Origin of the sequence: Rarobacter faecitabidus, assembly GCF_006716265.1 — a bacterium.
GTDB classification, from domain to species: domain Bacteria; phylum Actinomycetota; class Actinomycetes; order Actinomycetales; family Cellulomonadaceae; genus Rarobacter; species Rarobacter faecitabidus.
In genome coordinates, this window is sequence record NZ_VFOS01000001.1 from 1,517,898 (window position 1) to 1,532,333 (window position 14,436).

General features: G+C 66.2%; 11 protein-coding genes. 3 read left to right on the forward strand and 8 right to left on the reverse strand.

Annotated features, from left to right (window positions below; genetic code table 11):
- The first annotated feature begins 61 nt into the window (after positions 1-61).
- Positions 62-484 (forward strand): hypothetical protein, encoded by a 423-nt coding sequence (locus tag FB461_RS06715; protein WP_142120089.1) that lies wholly within the window; start codon positions 62-64, stop codon positions 482-484.
- Positions 485-1,097: 613 nt separating this feature from the next.
- Here the strand turns inward: FB461_RS06715 and ilvC are convergent.
- The 3 genes from ilvC to FB461_RS06730 are packed head-to-tail and all read right to left on the reverse strand — an operon-like array spanning position 1,098 to position 4,510.
- A complete protein-coding gene (gene ilvC, locus FB461_RS06720; RefSeq protein ID WP_142120091.1) occupies positions 1,098-2,126 on the reverse strand; it encodes a ketol-acid reductoisomerase in 1,029 nt (342 codons plus the stop codon).
- A 29-nt stretch (positions 2,127-2,155) separates the two neighbouring features.
- Positions 2,156-2,680 (reverse strand): acetolactate synthase small subunit, encoded by a 525-nt coding sequence (gene ilvN / locus FB461_RS06725; protein WP_142120093.1) that lies wholly within the window; start codon positions 2,678-2,680, stop codon positions 2,156-2,158.
- A gap of 9 nt (positions 2,681-2,689) precedes the next feature.
- Positions 2,690-4,510 carry an acetolactate synthase large subunit gene (locus FB461_RS06730; RefSeq protein ID WP_142120095.1) on the reverse strand — a complete coding sequence of 607 codons (1,821 nt, stop codon included), beginning with the start codon at positions 4,508-4,510 and terminating at the stop codon, positions 2,690-2,692.
- A gap of 519 nt (positions 4,511-5,029) precedes the next feature.
- Between FB461_RS06730 and FB461_RS06735 the strand changes: the two genes are divergently transcribed.
- Entirely contained in the window at positions 5,030-5,620 is a 591-nt protein-coding gene (locus tag FB461_RS06735) for a hypothetical protein (protein WP_142120096.1), read from the forward strand.
- Positions 5,621-5,783: 163 nt separating this feature from the next.
- Here the strand turns inward: FB461_RS06735 and FB461_RS06740 are convergent, their stop codons facing one another.
- The 5 genes from FB461_RS06740 to FB461_RS06760 all read right to left on the reverse strand — a co-directional run bounded on the left by FB461_RS06740 (position 5,784) and on the right by FB461_RS06760 (position 13,338).
- A complete protein-coding gene (locus FB461_RS06740; RefSeq protein ID WP_142120098.1) occupies positions 5,784-6,380 on the reverse strand; it encodes a GNAT family N-acetyltransferase in 597 nt (198 codons plus the stop codon).
- Positions 6,377-7,885, reverse strand: a complete 1,509-nt coding sequence (gene gatB / locus FB461_RS06745) for an Asp-tRNA(Asn)/Glu-tRNA(Gln) amidotransferase subunit GatB (protein ID WP_142120100.1) — start codon at positions 7,883-7,885, stop codon at positions 6,377-6,379. Before gatB ends, FB461_RS06740 begins: the two co-directional genes overlap by 4 nt.
- Entirely contained in the window at positions 7,885-9,399 is a 1,515-nt protein-coding gene (gene gatA, locus FB461_RS06750; RefSeq protein WP_142120103.1) for an Asp-tRNA(Asn)/Glu-tRNA(Gln) amidotransferase subunit GatA, read from the reverse strand. The genes gatB and gatA overlap by 1 nt, the downstream gene beginning before the upstream one ends.
- Before the next feature lies 1 nt (position 9,400).
- A complete protein-coding gene (gatC, locus tag FB461_RS06755) occupies positions 9,401-9,694 on the reverse strand; it encodes an Asp-tRNA(Asn)/Glu-tRNA(Gln) amidotransferase subunit GatC (RefSeq protein ID WP_142120105.1) in 294 nt (97 codons plus the stop codon).
- Positions 9,695-9,756: 62 nt separating this feature from the next.
- Positions 9,757-13,338: a proline dehydrogenase family protein gene (locus FB461_RS06760; RefSeq protein ID WP_142120107.1), complete on the reverse strand. Its 3,582-nt coding sequence runs from the start codon at positions 13,336-13,338 to the stop codon at positions 9,757-9,759.
- Between the two features lie 142 nt (positions 13,339-13,480).
- On the opposite strand from FB461_RS06760, the gene FB461_RS06765 reads away from it, so the two are divergent.
- Positions 13,481-14,377 carry a LysR substrate-binding domain-containing protein gene (locus FB461_RS06765; RefSeq protein WP_142120109.1) on the forward strand — a complete coding sequence of 299 codons (897 nt, stop codon included), beginning with the start codon at positions 13,481-13,483 and terminating at the stop codon, positions 14,375-14,377.
- The last annotated feature ends 59 nt before the right edge of the window (positions 14,378-14,436 follow it).

Genomic DNA, 14,436 nt, shown 5'->3' on the forward strand with positions numbered 1-14,436 from the left:
TTTCTGGCCGTCCTGTCGTCCGTTACATTCGGGGGGATTGGCACATGCCGAGGACCCCGTCGTGCCCGCGGAGGTGACCGAGATCGTCATTGATGAGGTGGCTCCCGTCAACGTCGTCATGTCGGAAGAATTGTCGACGGGCGATCTGCTCGCCATCACTGAAACAGGGACAGTGACGATCCCGCTCGACCCACCCGACCCCTTTACCCTCAGCGTCGCTGACGGCGTCCCGAGCAATGTGACACCGTCTAGCGGCGTGGCGCTAACGGCGCCCGACATCGCTGTCTCGTTACCCGCTCTTGCAGACATTGAGGAAGCCGAAGTCGCTGCCGATGGAACTATCAGTTACAGCAGCAACACTGACGCGACAGTGGTCGTTCAACCTTTAGAGAGGGCTACTGCAAGTGACGGCGTATGCCATTTCCTTGGCCGCGGGGTTGTGCCTCGCCGCTATCAGCCTCCAAAACATCCACGCTCCAGGTGACCTAACTTGGCGGCATCCACGCGCGCTGCTAGGGCTGACGACCCACAGCGTCATGGGACTCGTACTGATCGCCGGTTTGCTCTGGAACCCCAACACCGCATTCGCGGCGACGTTGTTTTCCGGCTGGTTTGCCGGATACCCAATCGGATTGGGCATAACACTATGGCGCTCGAGAGCAACACGGGACTCGCGATGCAAGTAACGCCGCACCGGGTCCCGGTGACGCGGAAGGCATTCTCACCGTGGCATCGGCTGGTGTTCCAGCTAATTACGTGGATCACCGGGATCGTGACGTTCTTCAGTCGCGTGGTCGACTTCCCGCTTATTGGCGTGCTGTCGAGTTGGACATGGGTGCCCTTCACAATAGGCACCGCCTGCACCCTCATCTGGGTACACGGATGGACCATCCCGGGGTACTGCGCATACAAATGCAGGAAGTGACATTTTCGCTGAGCGGTAAGCTCGCCCGGCTCTAGGTCGGATACTGACACGCATCCCGCGGCATACGGACGCCGCGCACACGAATGGGCCACCCGGAATCCGGGTGGCCCATTCGATATTGAACGTCAGCCGTTTGGCTACTCGTCCACGACTGCCCGCAAAGTGCGCGGGATCAGCGCGCTGCGGAGCCCTCGACGTAGTCGGAGTCGCGCGAGTTGCGCCACGCGAAGAGCTTGCGCAGTTCGCGGCCGGTGGCCTCGATCGGGTGGTTCTCACCCTTCTGACGCAGTTCCTTGAACTCCGGCGCACCGGCGTCCTGGTCGTTGATGAAGCGCTCCGCGAAGGCGCCCGACTGGATGTCCGCGAGAACGGCCTTCATGTTCTCCTTGACGCTCGGGTCGATGACGCGCGGGCCCGAGACGTAGTCGCCGTACTCGGCGGTGTCGGAGACGGACCAGCGCTGCTTCGTGATGCCGCCCTCCCAGATGAGGTCGACGATCAACTTGAGCTCGTGCAGGACCTCGAAGTAGGCGATTTCCGGCTGGTAACCGGCCTCGGTCAGCGTCTCGAAACCGTACTGGATCAGTTGCGACGTGCCACCGCACAGGACGGCCTGCTCGCCGAACAGATCGGTCTCGGTCTCCTCAGTGAAGGTCGTCTTGATACCGGCGGCGCGCAGGCCACCGATCGCCTTGGCGTAGGACAGTGCGAGCGCCCAGGCGTTACCCGATGCGTCCTGCTCGACGGCGACGATGACCGGAACGCCACGGCCGTCAAGGAACTCGCGGCGAACCGTGTGGCCGGGGCCCTTGGGCGCGACCATCGCGATGTCGTGAGTCGCGTCCGGCTTGATGTAGCCGAAGCGGATGTTGAAGCCGTGCGCGAAGAACAGCGCCGCGTCGGGCTTGAGGTTCGGTTCGATCTGCTCGGCGTAGAGGCCGCGCTGGTGCTGGTCCGGCGCGAGGATCATGACGACGTCCGCCTGCGCAACAGCGTCGGGGATGTCGGCGACCTGCAGGCCCTCTTCCTCGGCCTTGGCGCGCGAGGACGAGCCGGGGCGCAGGCCGACGGTCACGTCAACGCCGGAGTCGCGCAGGTTCAGCGCGTGAGCGTGTCCCTGGCTGCCATAGCCGATGATGGCGACCTTCTTGGACTGGATGATGGACAGATCTGCGTCGTCGTCGTAGAACAACTCAGCCACGGTGTACTCCTTGGGTATTCAGTTAGCGGTTAGGCAGTGCGAGGTGCGCGCTCGAGCGCGCGTTCGGTCATTGAGCGGGAACCACGAGCGATACCGATGGCACCCGACTTGACGATTTCGCGGACCCCGAAGGGCTCGAGCGCAGCGAGCAACGCGGCCAGTTTATCGGGGTTACCGGTGGCCTCGATGGTCAGAGCGTCGGGCTGCAGGTCGACTACGTGCGCCCGGAAGAGCTCCACGACCTGCAGAACGGAGGTCCTGGTTGCGACGTCGGCGCGGACTTTGACCAGCATGAGTTCGCGCTGAACCGAGGCAACCGGGTCCAGTTCAATGATCTTGATGACGTTCACGAGCTTGTTGAGCTGCTTCGTCACCTGTTCGAGCGGCTGCTCGTCCACGTCCACCACGACGGTGACTCGCGAGAAGCCCTCGTGTTCCGTCGGTCCGACGGCAAGGGAATGGATGTTGAAGGCGCGGCGAGCGAACAGGCCGGCAACGCGAGTGAGAACGCCGGGCTTGTTCTCCACCAGCACGGCGAGAGTGTGTCGAGTCATGGCGGTTTCCTAGTCCTCTCGGTCCCAAGCGGGCGAGATGCCGCGCGCGTACTGAATGTCGTCGTTCGAGACTCCGGCGGCAACCATCGGCCACACCATGGCGTCGCGTGACACGGTGAAATCGATCACCACCGGCTGGTCGTCGATCTCCTGCGCGCGCTTGATCGCTGCGTCCACCTCGGATTCGCTCTCGACGCGGATACCCGCGCAGCCGTAGGCCGCGGCCAGCTTCACGAAGTCCGGAACTCGACGCGTGCCGTGCCCGGTGTGCAGGTCGGTGTTGGAGTAGCGCTTGTCGTAGAACAGGGTCTGCCACTGGCGGACCATGCCGAGCGACGAGTTATTGATCAGCGCGACCTTGATCGGGATCTCGTTGATCACGCACGTGGCGAGTTCCTGGTTGGTCATCTGGAAACAGCCGTCGCCGTCGATCGCCCAGACCTCGCGGTCGGGCTGTCCGACCTTGGCACCCATGGCCGCGGGAACGCTGTACCCCATGGTTCCAAGTCCGCCCGAGTTGATCCACGTATTGGGTCGCTCGTAGCGGATGAACTGCGATGCCCACATCTGGTGCTGACCCACGCCCGCAACGTAGATGGCATCCGGGCCCGCAAGCTGGCCGAGCCGCTGGATGACGTGCTGGGGGGCCAGCAGTCCGTCCTCGGTAGCCGTGTAGCCCAGCGGATACGTCTCGCGCCAGTCATCGATCTGGCGCCACCAGGCGCCCAGATCCGGCTTGCCCTGGATCTCGTGCTCGCGCGCCAGCTCGGGCAGCAGGTCGCCGATGACCTCCTTGAGGTCACCCACGATCGGCACGTCCGCCGTGCGGTTCTTGCCGATCTCGGCCGGGTCGATATCGGCGTGGACGATGGCAGCCTTCGGCGCGAAACTCGAGAGCTTTCCGGTCACGCGGTCGTCGAAGCGGGCACCCAGGGCCACCACGAGGTCCGCCTTCTGCAGCGCCGCCACGGCCGCGACCGTGCCGTGCATGCCGGGCATCCCGAGGTTCTGCGGGTGCGAGTCGGGCAGCGCGCCGCGGGCCATGAGCGTGGTCACCACAGCGGCACCGGACTCGTCCACGAGCTTGCGCAGCACCTCCGAGGCGCCGGAGCGGATCACGCCGCCGCCGACGTAGAACACGGGGCGCTTGGCCGTCGCGATGAGTTTCGCCGCCTCGCGGATCTGCTTTCCGTGCGGCTTGGTGACCGGACGGTAGCCGGGAAGCGCGGTGGCCTGCGGCCACTTGAAAGTCGTCTGCGACTGCAACGCGGACTTCGCGACGTCGACGAGCACGGGGCCGGGACGGCCGCTCGCGGCGATCTCGAAGGCCTCGGCGATGACGCGGGGAATGTCGTCCGGATTGGTCACGAGGAAGTTGTGCTTGGTCACCGGGAGGGTGATGCCGACTATGTCGGCCTCCTGGAAGGCGTCAGTGCCGATGAGGCTGGCCCCGACCTGTCCAGTGATCGCGACCATGGGGATCGAGTCCATGTTGGCATCGGCCAGCGGCGTCACGAGGTTGGTGGCTCCTGGGCCCGACGTGGCAATGGTCACCCCGACCCGGCCTGTCGCATGCGCGTAGCCGGACGCGGCGTGTCCGCCCGCCTGCTCGTGGCGAACGAGGATGTGACGGAGTTTCGTCGAGTCCATCAGCGGGTCGTAGGCGGGCAGAATCGCGCCGCCGGGGATGCCGAAGACAACATCCGTGCCTACCGCCTCCAGCGACCGCACGAGCGATTGCGCTCCGGTCACCTGCTCCGAGACTTCCGTCGATGGCGTCGATGGCGTCGCTGGGCCTGGGCGTGGCCTCGTTGTCGCCTGGTTTGTCATGTCTTGGCTCCTGGTCCTCACGTGTGTCTGTGCGACGGGCCTGCCGGGCCGGCGGAATAGTTGCCGGACCCGCCACAGCGGCTAGGCCGGCTTTGGCACCGAGTGCAAGGTGTCTTGTGAACAACCCGTGTCACGAGGAATCGCATGGGGTGGCGCGAACCTTGTGACATGAAAAAACCCCTCGTTCCCGGTGAGGACATTTCGAGGGGTGAGCGCGCAGACGTTGGCTGATCGGCAGCTTACGCTGCGCGCTCAGTTACTACTACTAGTACCGCTGTCTGCATAGTGCCTTACATTACGCCCTTTGCCGCGACTTGTCACATACCTGAAACACGCGGGATGGGATTTGTGACTCGTGCGACATTTGCGCGATCTCGGCGGATATGGGACTTTCCGCCCGATTTGGGGCCTGTCCGAATCGAGATGATTGTCGTGTCGCCAATGACATCGACTAGGGCATAGCGCCGGTCGCACGACATTGCACAACTCCAATGCACTGACGCTGAAAGGACCATGGAAATGGACCGCAAGACACTCGACAAACTGATCTCCTCCACCGGCGCCGTCCTTGCCGTCGTCCTCCTTATCGGTGGCGTCCTGCTCACCTGGGCGGGCGGCTTCGTGAACGCGCAGGTGAGCAACCAACTCACTGCCCAGCGGATCACCATGCCGGCTGGCGACGCCATTGCGAAACTAGAGAATGAGGCGGATCGCAAGGCGCTTGAGCCGTTCGCCGGGCAGCCGCTCGAGGGCCCCAGGCAGGCGCAGGCCTTCGCCGACCACTACATCCTTGCTCACATGAACGCCTCGTCTGGCGGCCGCACCTACGAAGAGGTCAGCGGCGAGTACACCAAGCTCAGCGATGAGGAGAAGGCGTCTGAGGATGGCCAGGCGCTGGGCGCGCTTCGCCAGACTCTGTTCATGGGCAACACCCTGCGCGGCACACTGCTGACCGCCTACGCGTTCGGCACCATCGGCGAGATCGCCTTCATCGCGGCCGGAGTGGCCTACGCCGGAGCAGTCGGCCTCGGAGTCCTGTCGTTCCTGGGCTTCCGCCACGCGAAAAGGATCCAGTCGGTGGCGCAGACCACTCCCGTCGCAGTCGCCTAGCTCGATCGAGTAGGAGGACGATTCCTCCTACGGCATTCAACTGGTGAAGCGGGATGGACGTCGTAACAAGGTGGTGGGGCCCGCACTGATTCTCAGTGCGGGCCCCACCACCTTTAGTTCTCGACTGGCGAATGCGCTACGTGGCTGCGCTATGCGGGCGTGGCTACTGCGCGCCGCGAGGCGCCGAGAGTCTCGGTGCGTAAATCGCGGCATCCGGCTGGAACTCATCCGCCAGCAGGGACATGACGATGCCGTCCGTGTACCTCTCGTCGTCGCGCGCGTAGTCGCGCAGCACGCCCTCTTCCTTGAACCCGAAGGACTCGTACAACTCCTTGGCGCGCGGGTTGAGCGCAAGCACGACGAGACCGACGCGGTGAAGGCCAAACCCCTCCGGGCGTCCGGCGAACGCGAGTTCGAGGATGCGGAACACGGCCTCACGGCCGTATCCGCGGCCGCGGAAACCCGGCAGCATCGACATGCGCATATCGGCGCGGCCGGCATTCTCGTCGATCTGGGTGAGCACCGCGTGACCGATCAGATCGTCACAGGTCGGCGTCGTGATTGCGAAGTCGACCCGGTCGCTGCGGTCGGCGAGTCTGCTGGCCCACGCGTCGAACAACTCACGCGTGGCCGCCGGGACGAGCCCGGTCAGGCGCGAGGTGACGGGATCCTGGGCAGCCTCCCAGAGCGCGTCCCGGTCGGACGAGCGCAGTGGTCGCAGGCAGATCAGTTCCCCCTCGAGCGTGGGCCCAGAGGTCATGACCCGTTCACCCGCTCCAGGACGAGTTCGCGGGCGCGTCCGGCGTCGGCCTGCCCCTTGGTGGCCTTCATGACCGCACCGATGATAGCGCCGATCGGTCCGAGATTGCCGCTCTTGATTTTTTCGACGATGTCCGGCTGCGCGGCGAGCGTTTCATCGATCACGGCGAGCAGCAGTCCATCATCGGACACGACCTCGAGGCCGCGATCCTTGACGACTTGGGCGGGGTCGCCCTCACCGGCGAGCACGCCCGACAGCACCTGGCGGGCGAGTTTGTCGTTGATGGTGCCAGCCTCGACCAGCGCCTGGAGCTGGCCGACCTGGGCGGGAGTGATAGCCAGATCGGCGATGCCGACCTCCTGCTCCTTGGCGACGCGCGCCAATTCACCCATCCACCACTTGCGGGCCCCGGCGGCGGATGCGCCAGCCGCAACCGTCGCCTCGATCAGTTCCGTGGCGTCGGCGTTGATGACGTCGCGCATCTCCAGATCCGAGTATCCCCACTCGGCCTGCAGCCGCTTGCGTCGCACAGCGGGAAGCTCGGGTAGCGACTCGCGGATCTCCTCGACCCACTCGCGGCTCGGGCTGACGGGAGCAAGATCGGGTTCCGGGAAGTACCGGTAGTCCTCGGCGTCCGACTTCACGCGTCCCGGTGAGGTCTCTCCCGTGTCCTCGTGCCAGTGCCGCGTCTCCTGAATGACCTTCTCCCCCGCGTCGAGGATTCCCGCCTGGCGGGACACCTCGAAGCGAACGGCCCGCTCGATCGAGCGGAACGAGTTCACGTTCTTGGTCTCGGAGCGGATACCCAGCGGCGAGGAGGGAGAGGGGCGAAGCGAGAGGTTCACATCTGCGCGGACGTTGCCCTGCTCCATCTTTGCCTCGGAAACCCCGAGTGCGCGGAAGATGTCGCGCAGCGTCTGCACGTAGGCCCTCGCCACCTCGGGCGCCCGCGCGCCGGCGCCCTCGATGGGCCGGGTGACGATCTCGACGAGCGGGATGCCGGCCCGGTTGTAGTCGACGAGCGAGTACGCGGCGCCGTGGATGCGGCCGCCATCGCCGCCGACGTGCGTGTTCTTCCCCGCGTCCTCTTCCATGTGCGCGCGCTCGATCTCGACGCGGAAGATCGTCCCGTCATCGAGTTCGACGTCGAGGTGACCATCGAATGCGATCGGCTCGTCGTACTGGGAGATCTGATAGTTCTTCGGCACGTCCGGATAGAAGTAGTTCTTCCGGGCAAACCGGCACGTCTCGGCTATCTGGCAGTTGAGGGCCAGGCCGATGCGGATCGCGTACTCGACGGCGGTGCCATTGACGACCGGCAGGGAGCCCGGCAGGCCGAGCGACACGGGAGTCGTCTCCGAGTTGGGGCGAGCGCCGAAGCTCACGCCCGCGGCACAGAACATCTTGGTCTTGGTGCCGAGTTCGACGTGCACCTCGATGCCGAGGACCGGGTCGTACTTCGCGATGGCCTCGTCGTAGTCGACGAGATCGAACGTGGCCGCCATTACAGGACCTCCAACTCTGGCGCCTGCGCGAGCAGCGTTCCGCCCCATTTGTCTTCGAGTAGTTTCTCCAGCGCAGCGCCCACCCGGTAGAGGCGATCGTCGGCCTTGACCGGCGCGAGGATCTGGAATCCGACGGGCAGGCCATCGTCCGACAGTCCGGAGGGCAGCGAGATGCCCGGCACACCGGCGAGGTTAGCGGGGATCGTCGCGACGTCGTTCAGGTACATCGCCAGCGGATCGTCCAGTTTCTCGCCGAGCTTGAACGCCGTAGTGGGCGCGGTGGGCGAGACGAGCACATCGACCTTTTCGAATGCGGCGAGGAAGTCGCGCTGGATGAGCGTGCGGACCTTCTGCGCGCTGCCATAGTAGGCGTCGTAGTAGCCGGCGGACAGGGCATAGGTGCCGAGGATCACGCGCCGCTTGACCTCGTCACCGAAACCCGCCCCGCGGGTCGCTGCCATGACTCTTTCAGCGGTGACCGGGCCGTCCTCGGGCTCCACTCGCAGCCCGAATCGCATGCCGTCGAACTTGGCGAGGTTGCTGGAGGCCTCGGACGGCATGATCAGGTAGTAGGCGCTGAGTGCGAGCGGGAAGTTCGGGCACGAGATCTCCTCGATCTGCGCGCCAGCGCCGCGAAGCAGGTCGAGCGCCTCGTTGAAGGAGGCGGATACTCCGGACTGATAGCCATCGCCGCTGAGCTCCGTGACGACGCCGACGCGCAGGCCGCTGAGGTCGCCTGCGGCACCTTGGCGCGCCGCCTCGACGAGGGCGGGAAGCGGCTCGTTGATGGAGGTCGAGTCGCGGTCGTCGTAACCGCCGATCAGCTCGTGGAGCAGCGCCGAATCGAGCACCGTACGCGTGACGGGACCCGCCTGATCGAGTGAGCTGGCCATGGCGATCAATCCGTAGCGAGAGACGCCGCCGTAGGTGGGCTTGACGCCGACGGTGCCGGTCACCGAGGCGGGCTGGCGAATCGAACCGCCGGTGTCGGTGCCGATCGCCAGCGGGGCCTCGTAGGCGCCCACCGCGGCAGCCGATCCGCCGCCCGAGCCACCGGGGATCCGCTCGAGATCCCAGGGGTTCGCGGTGTTGCCGTACGCGGAGTGCTCCGTGGACGAGCCCATCGCGAACTCGTCCAGGTTCGTCTTTCCGAGGATGGGCAGGCCAGCGGCCTTGATCCTCTCGACGATTGTGGCGTCGTACGGCGGGATCCAGCCCTCGAGGATCTTCGAGGCAGCCGTGGTTTGAATGCCCTTCGTGACCACGATGTCCTTCACCGCGATGGGCACGCCCGCGAGTGGGGCGAGTTCTTCGCCCGCAGCGCGGCGAGCGTCGATCGCGTGCGCCTCAGCGAGCGCCTGCTCTCCGCTCACCTCGATGAAGGCGTTCAGCTTCGATTCCACGGCCTCGATACGGGCCAGGTGCGCGGAGGTGAGTTCGGCGCTCGACACCTCGCCGTGAGCGAAGAGTTCCGCCTGCTCAGCCGCGCTGAGCCTTGTTACGTCGTTCGTCATCTCACTCCTCGCCCAGGATCTGCGGCACGGCGAATCGGTCGTCCTCCGCCGCGGGCGCCGCAGCGAGCGCCTCGTCGACGGTGAGCGGCGGCCTGGGCACGTCCTCACGGAACACATTTGAGATCGGCAGCGGGTGGCTCGTCGCCGGAACATCCGCGGCGACGGCGCTAACCTGAGCGACCGAGTCGACGATGGTGTCGAGGTCTCCGGCTAGCCGCGCGATCTCATCGGGGCGCAGGTCAATGCGGGCGAGCGCCGCGACGCGCGCGACCTCGTCGGATGAGATGGTAGACATGGTCCCAGTCTACGCGGTCGCAACTACCGCGGACCCGCCGCTACGACCCCTCGATACCCGTCTCAGGATTCATCCTGCAGGATGCCATCGAGCAGGCTCGTCGGATTGCCGAACCGGTGATTCGTCATCGACACGGCCTGCTCGCGCACGAAGGGCAGTACCTCGATGCGGCCGCTGGCCGTGACCGGCGCATCCCACACTGCGACCAACGGCTCACCCTTGACCGCCTCCCACACGGGGCCACTGACCTCTCCCACCAGGCGAATCCTCGCTGGTGCCTGCCCGCGCGCGGCCGCCGAGCCCAGCCTCGCGAGCCAGGATGCCTCGTCCTCGCCGCGCACCTGAGCACCCAGGCTGCGAAGCGCTGCCACCACCGCGCCGGGCAGCAGGTCGGGCTCGGCCGAGACGGCGAGCTCACCGCCCGCGCGCAGTCCGGCCACGATCACCGTGAGCGAATCGGCCAACGGGGCATCCGCGCCGAGCCGGATCGTGGCGGCGGTGGGTACATACCGCAGTATGTTCCGCTCGACGCCGAGTGCGCTCGGATCGGTGCCTGCGGCGTACGTCCGCGCGTAGTCCTCCTCGATGTGCGCGGCGGCCGCGAATGCCTCGTCGATGATCTCGCTGGGCACTACTCCGTCGAGGGCCGCGAGGAGTTCGACGACCGGCCCCGGAGGATGCGTCGCCGTCGCGGGACGATCGCGATCCGCCCGCGCCCACGTGCCGAGGCCATACAGATAACTGGGACCGCCTGCCTTGGTCCCCGCGCCGACCGCCGATTTCTTCCAGCCCCCGAACGGCTGACGCCGGACGATGGCGCCGGTGATCCCCCGATTCAGATAAAGGTTGCCGGCCTGGACCGACTCGAGCCAGACGCGCACGTCCGCTGGGTCGAGCGTATGCAAACCCGCCGTCAGTCCGTACTCGACCGCGTTCTGCAACGCTATCGCCTCCGTCAGGGTGGCCGCGGTCATGATGCCGAGGATCGGTCCGAAGAACTCGGTGAGGTGGAAGTCGCTACCCGGTCGCACCCCGTCGCGGATGCCCGGCGACCACAGCCGGCCCGATTCGTCGAGGCTGTGCGGCTGTACTAGCCAGCTTTCTCCCGGGCCCAGCTTCGTCAGGCCGCGCAGAAGTTTTCCGGTGGGCGGCTCGATGACCGGGCCCACCTGCGATGTCGGGTCATCCGGCCAACCGACGCGCATCGAAGTCGTGGCGTCGACGAGCTGGCGGCGGAAGCGCTCGGACCGGGCGGCCTCGCCCACGAGGATGACCAGCGATGCCGCTGAGCACTTCTGGCCGGCGTGTCCGAACGCGCTGCGCGCGATGTCGGCTGCCGCAAGGTCGAGGTCCGCCGAAGGCGTCACGATGATCGAGTTCTTGCCGCTCGTCTCGGCGAGCAGCGGCAGGTCGGAACGCCAGGACCGGAACAGCGATGCCGTGTCGTAACTGCCGGTGAGGATGACGCGGCCCACGGCAGGATGCTCGATGATGGCACGCGCGACGTCGCCTTCGGGCGCGTCGGCCAGGACGAGCACTTCGCGGGGGACTCCCGCCGCCCACAGCGCCTCGACGATCACCGCCGCGCAGCGGCGCGCCTGCGGTGCTGGCTTAATGATGACACCGGAGCCGGACGCTAGGGCGGCAAGAACTCCGCCCGCCGGGATCGCAACAGGGAAGTTCCACGGGGGAACGACCACGGTGACGCGCGACGGCACGAACTGCGCCCCGTCGACGCGCTCCAGATCGAGGGCACTGGCCGCGTAGTATCGGGCGAAATCGATGGCCTCGCTGACTTCGACGTCGCCCTCGGCGATCATCTTGCCGGTTTCGCTGGCGGCCACCTCTATCAGGTCGGCGCGCCGCGCTGAGAGTTGGTCGGCGGCGGCGAGCAGCACGCTCGCCCGTTCGTTCGCTGGACGAGCCGCCCAGGCGGGAGCGGCCTCTCGCACCCGGGTGACCAGGGCGACCGCCTGGTCCGCAGACGTCACCGCGCAGGCGGCCAAGGTGTCATTTCCGAGGGTACTGCGAGGAACGCGCGCCAGGATAGACCGGCCCCACGCGCGATTCGGGGCGAGTGCGGGATCGGTATCGGGTTCGTTGCGGAAGTCCCCCGCATCGCCGAGTTCGGACGCTGCTGCGGGGCGCGCCTGTACTGCTGCGGGGCGCGCCTGGTCACGACGCGGGGCGGGCACCACCATTGGGTCTTCGAGCGCCGCGACGGAGGCCTCGTACCTCCCCCGCTCCCGCCCGAAGAGATCCTCGCTGTCGTGGAGGTCGAAGACGGCCGACATGAAGTTGTCGCTGCTCGCGTTCTCCTCGAGTCGGCGAACGAGGTAGGCGATGGCGACGTCGAAGTCGTCCGGGTGGACGACCGGCGTGTAGAGCAGCAGTTGTCCGACATCCTTGCGAATCGCCGCCGCCTGCCCCGTAGCCATACCGAGCAGCATCTCGAAGTCGATGGCGTCTTCGATGCCGCGGTCGCCGGCGAGGAGCGAGAGGTGCGCGATGTCGAAGATGTTGTGGCCCGCAATTCCCAGCCGGAGGTTGGCCACGCGATCCGGGGTCATCGCCCAGTGCAGCACGCGCAGGTAGTTCGTGTCGGTATCGACCTTGCGATCGTAGGTGGCCATGGGCCAATCGTGCATGACGGCATCGACGTGCTCCATCGCCAGGTTCGCGCCCTTGACCACGCGCACCTTGACCGGTGCGCCCCCGTCAGCGACGCGCCGCGCCGCCCATTCCTGTAGGGCGATCATGGCGCCGAGGGCGTCGGGCAGATACGTCTGCAGGACGATTCCCGCTTCGAGGCGGCGTAATTGAGGCTGGTCGAGGATCGCCGTAAAGACGCGGAGGGTCAGATCCAGGTCGCGGTACTCCTCCATGTCCAGGTTGATGAACTTCGGGGTCGGTGAAGCAGCAGCCAGTTCGTACAGGGGCGTCAGCTTTTCAACAACCTTGGCGACGGCCTCGTCAAAACTCCACATCGACAGTTGGCTGACGACCGCAGACACCTTGATGGAGACGTAGTCCACGTCGTCGCGGGCGAGGAAGTCCCTCGTGCCGGTGAGCCGCTTGTCCGCCTCGGACTCCCCCAGCACCGCCTCGCCCAGAAGGTTGAGGTTCAGCCTGTTGCCGTCGGCTCGCAGGCGCTGTATCGCGCCCGCGAGTTGATCCGGACGAGCATCGAGGATGAGGTGCCCAACCATGGCGCGTAGCACCCGACGAGCGATCGGGATCACTATGCCCGGGATTGTCGGGGCGACGGCGGCGCCAAGTTTGATGGCGACACGCAGGTGCCATGGCAGGAACCTGGGAGTGATTCCGCCAAGTTTGGCGAGATTCCTAGCCGCGACCTTGAGCGACTCCGGCCGCATGACGCCATCGACGAACCCGACGGTGAAGGCTAGTCCGTTGTCGTCCTTCAGCACTCCAGCCAGGCGCTGGGCCGAAACGTCCTCCGGGTAGGACTGTGCCTCCCGGAGCCAGCGGTGAACGAGGTCGGTCACCCGTGCCGAATCGATCGCGACGGGTGGCGCGTCCGGGCGGTGGCCCGCGAGTTCGAGGCGCGCGCTGTCGATTGCTAGCACCTTGCCCACGGCCTGGTGAATCTTCTCCGGCTGATTCTTCTTGGGAGCGAGCATCGGATCCTCCGCCTCATCATTGCCAGCGTATGCCGGCGGTCATCGCAGAACTACTTGAATCCAGTCTGCTCCGCACGCTACTTTCGAACAAGCAAACGTTTACGCAGGATTACATTCGAGAAAACCGAACGATGGGGGCGCCGTGTTCGATGCACATAGGCTGCGACTGCTGTTGGAATTGGATCGTCGCGGCACGGTCGCCGAGGTGGCCCGGGCGCTGAGTTACAGTCCGTCCACGATCTCGCAGCAACTAGGCACTCTCGAGCGCGAGGCGGGCTGCGAACTGATCATTCCTGCCGGGCGTCGCCTGCAGTTGACGCCGCAAGCGCAGGTGCTCGTCGGATACGCCGCCCGGATCCTGGATTTGATGGACGAGGCCGCCGCGGCCGTTGAAGCCTCGCGCACGGCCGTGGGCGGTACCGTCCGGCTCGCCGTGTTCCAATCGGCTTCACACTCTATGGTCCCGCACGCGCTGTCGGAGCTCGCCGCCGACTACCCGGAACTGCGGGTCGAGGTGACCGAGTTGGATCCAGAGGCCGCCCTGCTGCGAGTCGCGGCGCGTGACTTCGACCTGGTGCTGGCCGAGCAGTACCCCGGCTATACGCGCCCGATCGTCGCGGAACTCGATCGCATTCCGCTGGCGCAGGACCGGATACACGTGGCGACAGCATTGGGCAGCGAAGCACCACTGTCTATTGGCGATCTTGCTGATCGCCCCTGGGTCATGGAACCACTCGGAACTGCGAGCAGGCAATGGGCCTTGCAGACGTGCCGGCAGGTGGGCTTTGAACCCGACGTGCGGTTCGACACCGCGGACCTCGTGGCACAGGTGAAGCTGGTGAGAAACGGGAATGCGGTGGGGTTGCTGCCCGACCTCGTCTGGGCCGGCGAGAAGCCCGAGGTGAGACTCAGTGAGCTTCCCCACTCCCCGGTTCGCGAGATATTCTCTTCCGCCCGGCTGGCGACCGCGGCCCGGCCGAGCGTCGTGGCCGTACGCACGGCGTTGCGTCGCGCCGCCGATGCCTTCGCCGCGCGCTAGGCCAGCGACGGCTTCGGTGCGGGATGTGGCCAGCAATGCGCTGAGGCCCGAGCACCTGG

Bases quoted from the DNA above. Each gene is read 5' to 3' on its own strand.
- gatB (WP_142120100.1), bottom strand. From the start codon at position 7,885: ATGGCGGCCACGTTCGATCTCGTCGACTACGACGAGGCCATCGCGAAG.
- FB461_RS06760 (WP_142120107.1), bottom strand. From the start codon at position 13,338: ATGCTCGCTCCCAAGAAGAATCAGCCGGAGAAGATTCACCAGGCCGTG.
- gatC (WP_142120105.1), bottom strand. From the start codon at position 9,694: ATGTCTACCATCTCATCCGACGAGGTCGCGCGCGTCGCGGCGCTCGCC.
- FB461_RS06740 (WP_142120098.1), bottom strand. From the start codon at position 6,380: ATGACCTCTGGGCCCACGCTCGAGGGGGAACTGATCTGCCTGCGACCA.
- FB461_RS06735 (WP_142120096.1), top strand. From the start codon at position 5,030: ATGGACCGCAAGACACTCGACAAACTGATCTCCTCCACCGGCGCCGTC.
- gatA (WP_142120103.1), bottom strand. From the start codon at position 9,399: ATGACGAACGACGTAACAAGGCTCAGCGCGGCTGAGCAGGCGGAACTC.
- FB461_RS06730 (WP_142120095.1), bottom strand. From the start codon at position 4,510: ATGACAAACCAGGCGACAACGAGGCCACGCCCAGGCCCAGCGACGCCA.
- ilvN (WP_142120093.1), bottom strand. From the start codon at position 2,680: ATGACTCGACACACTCTCGCCGTGCTGGTGGAGAACAAGCCCGGCGTT.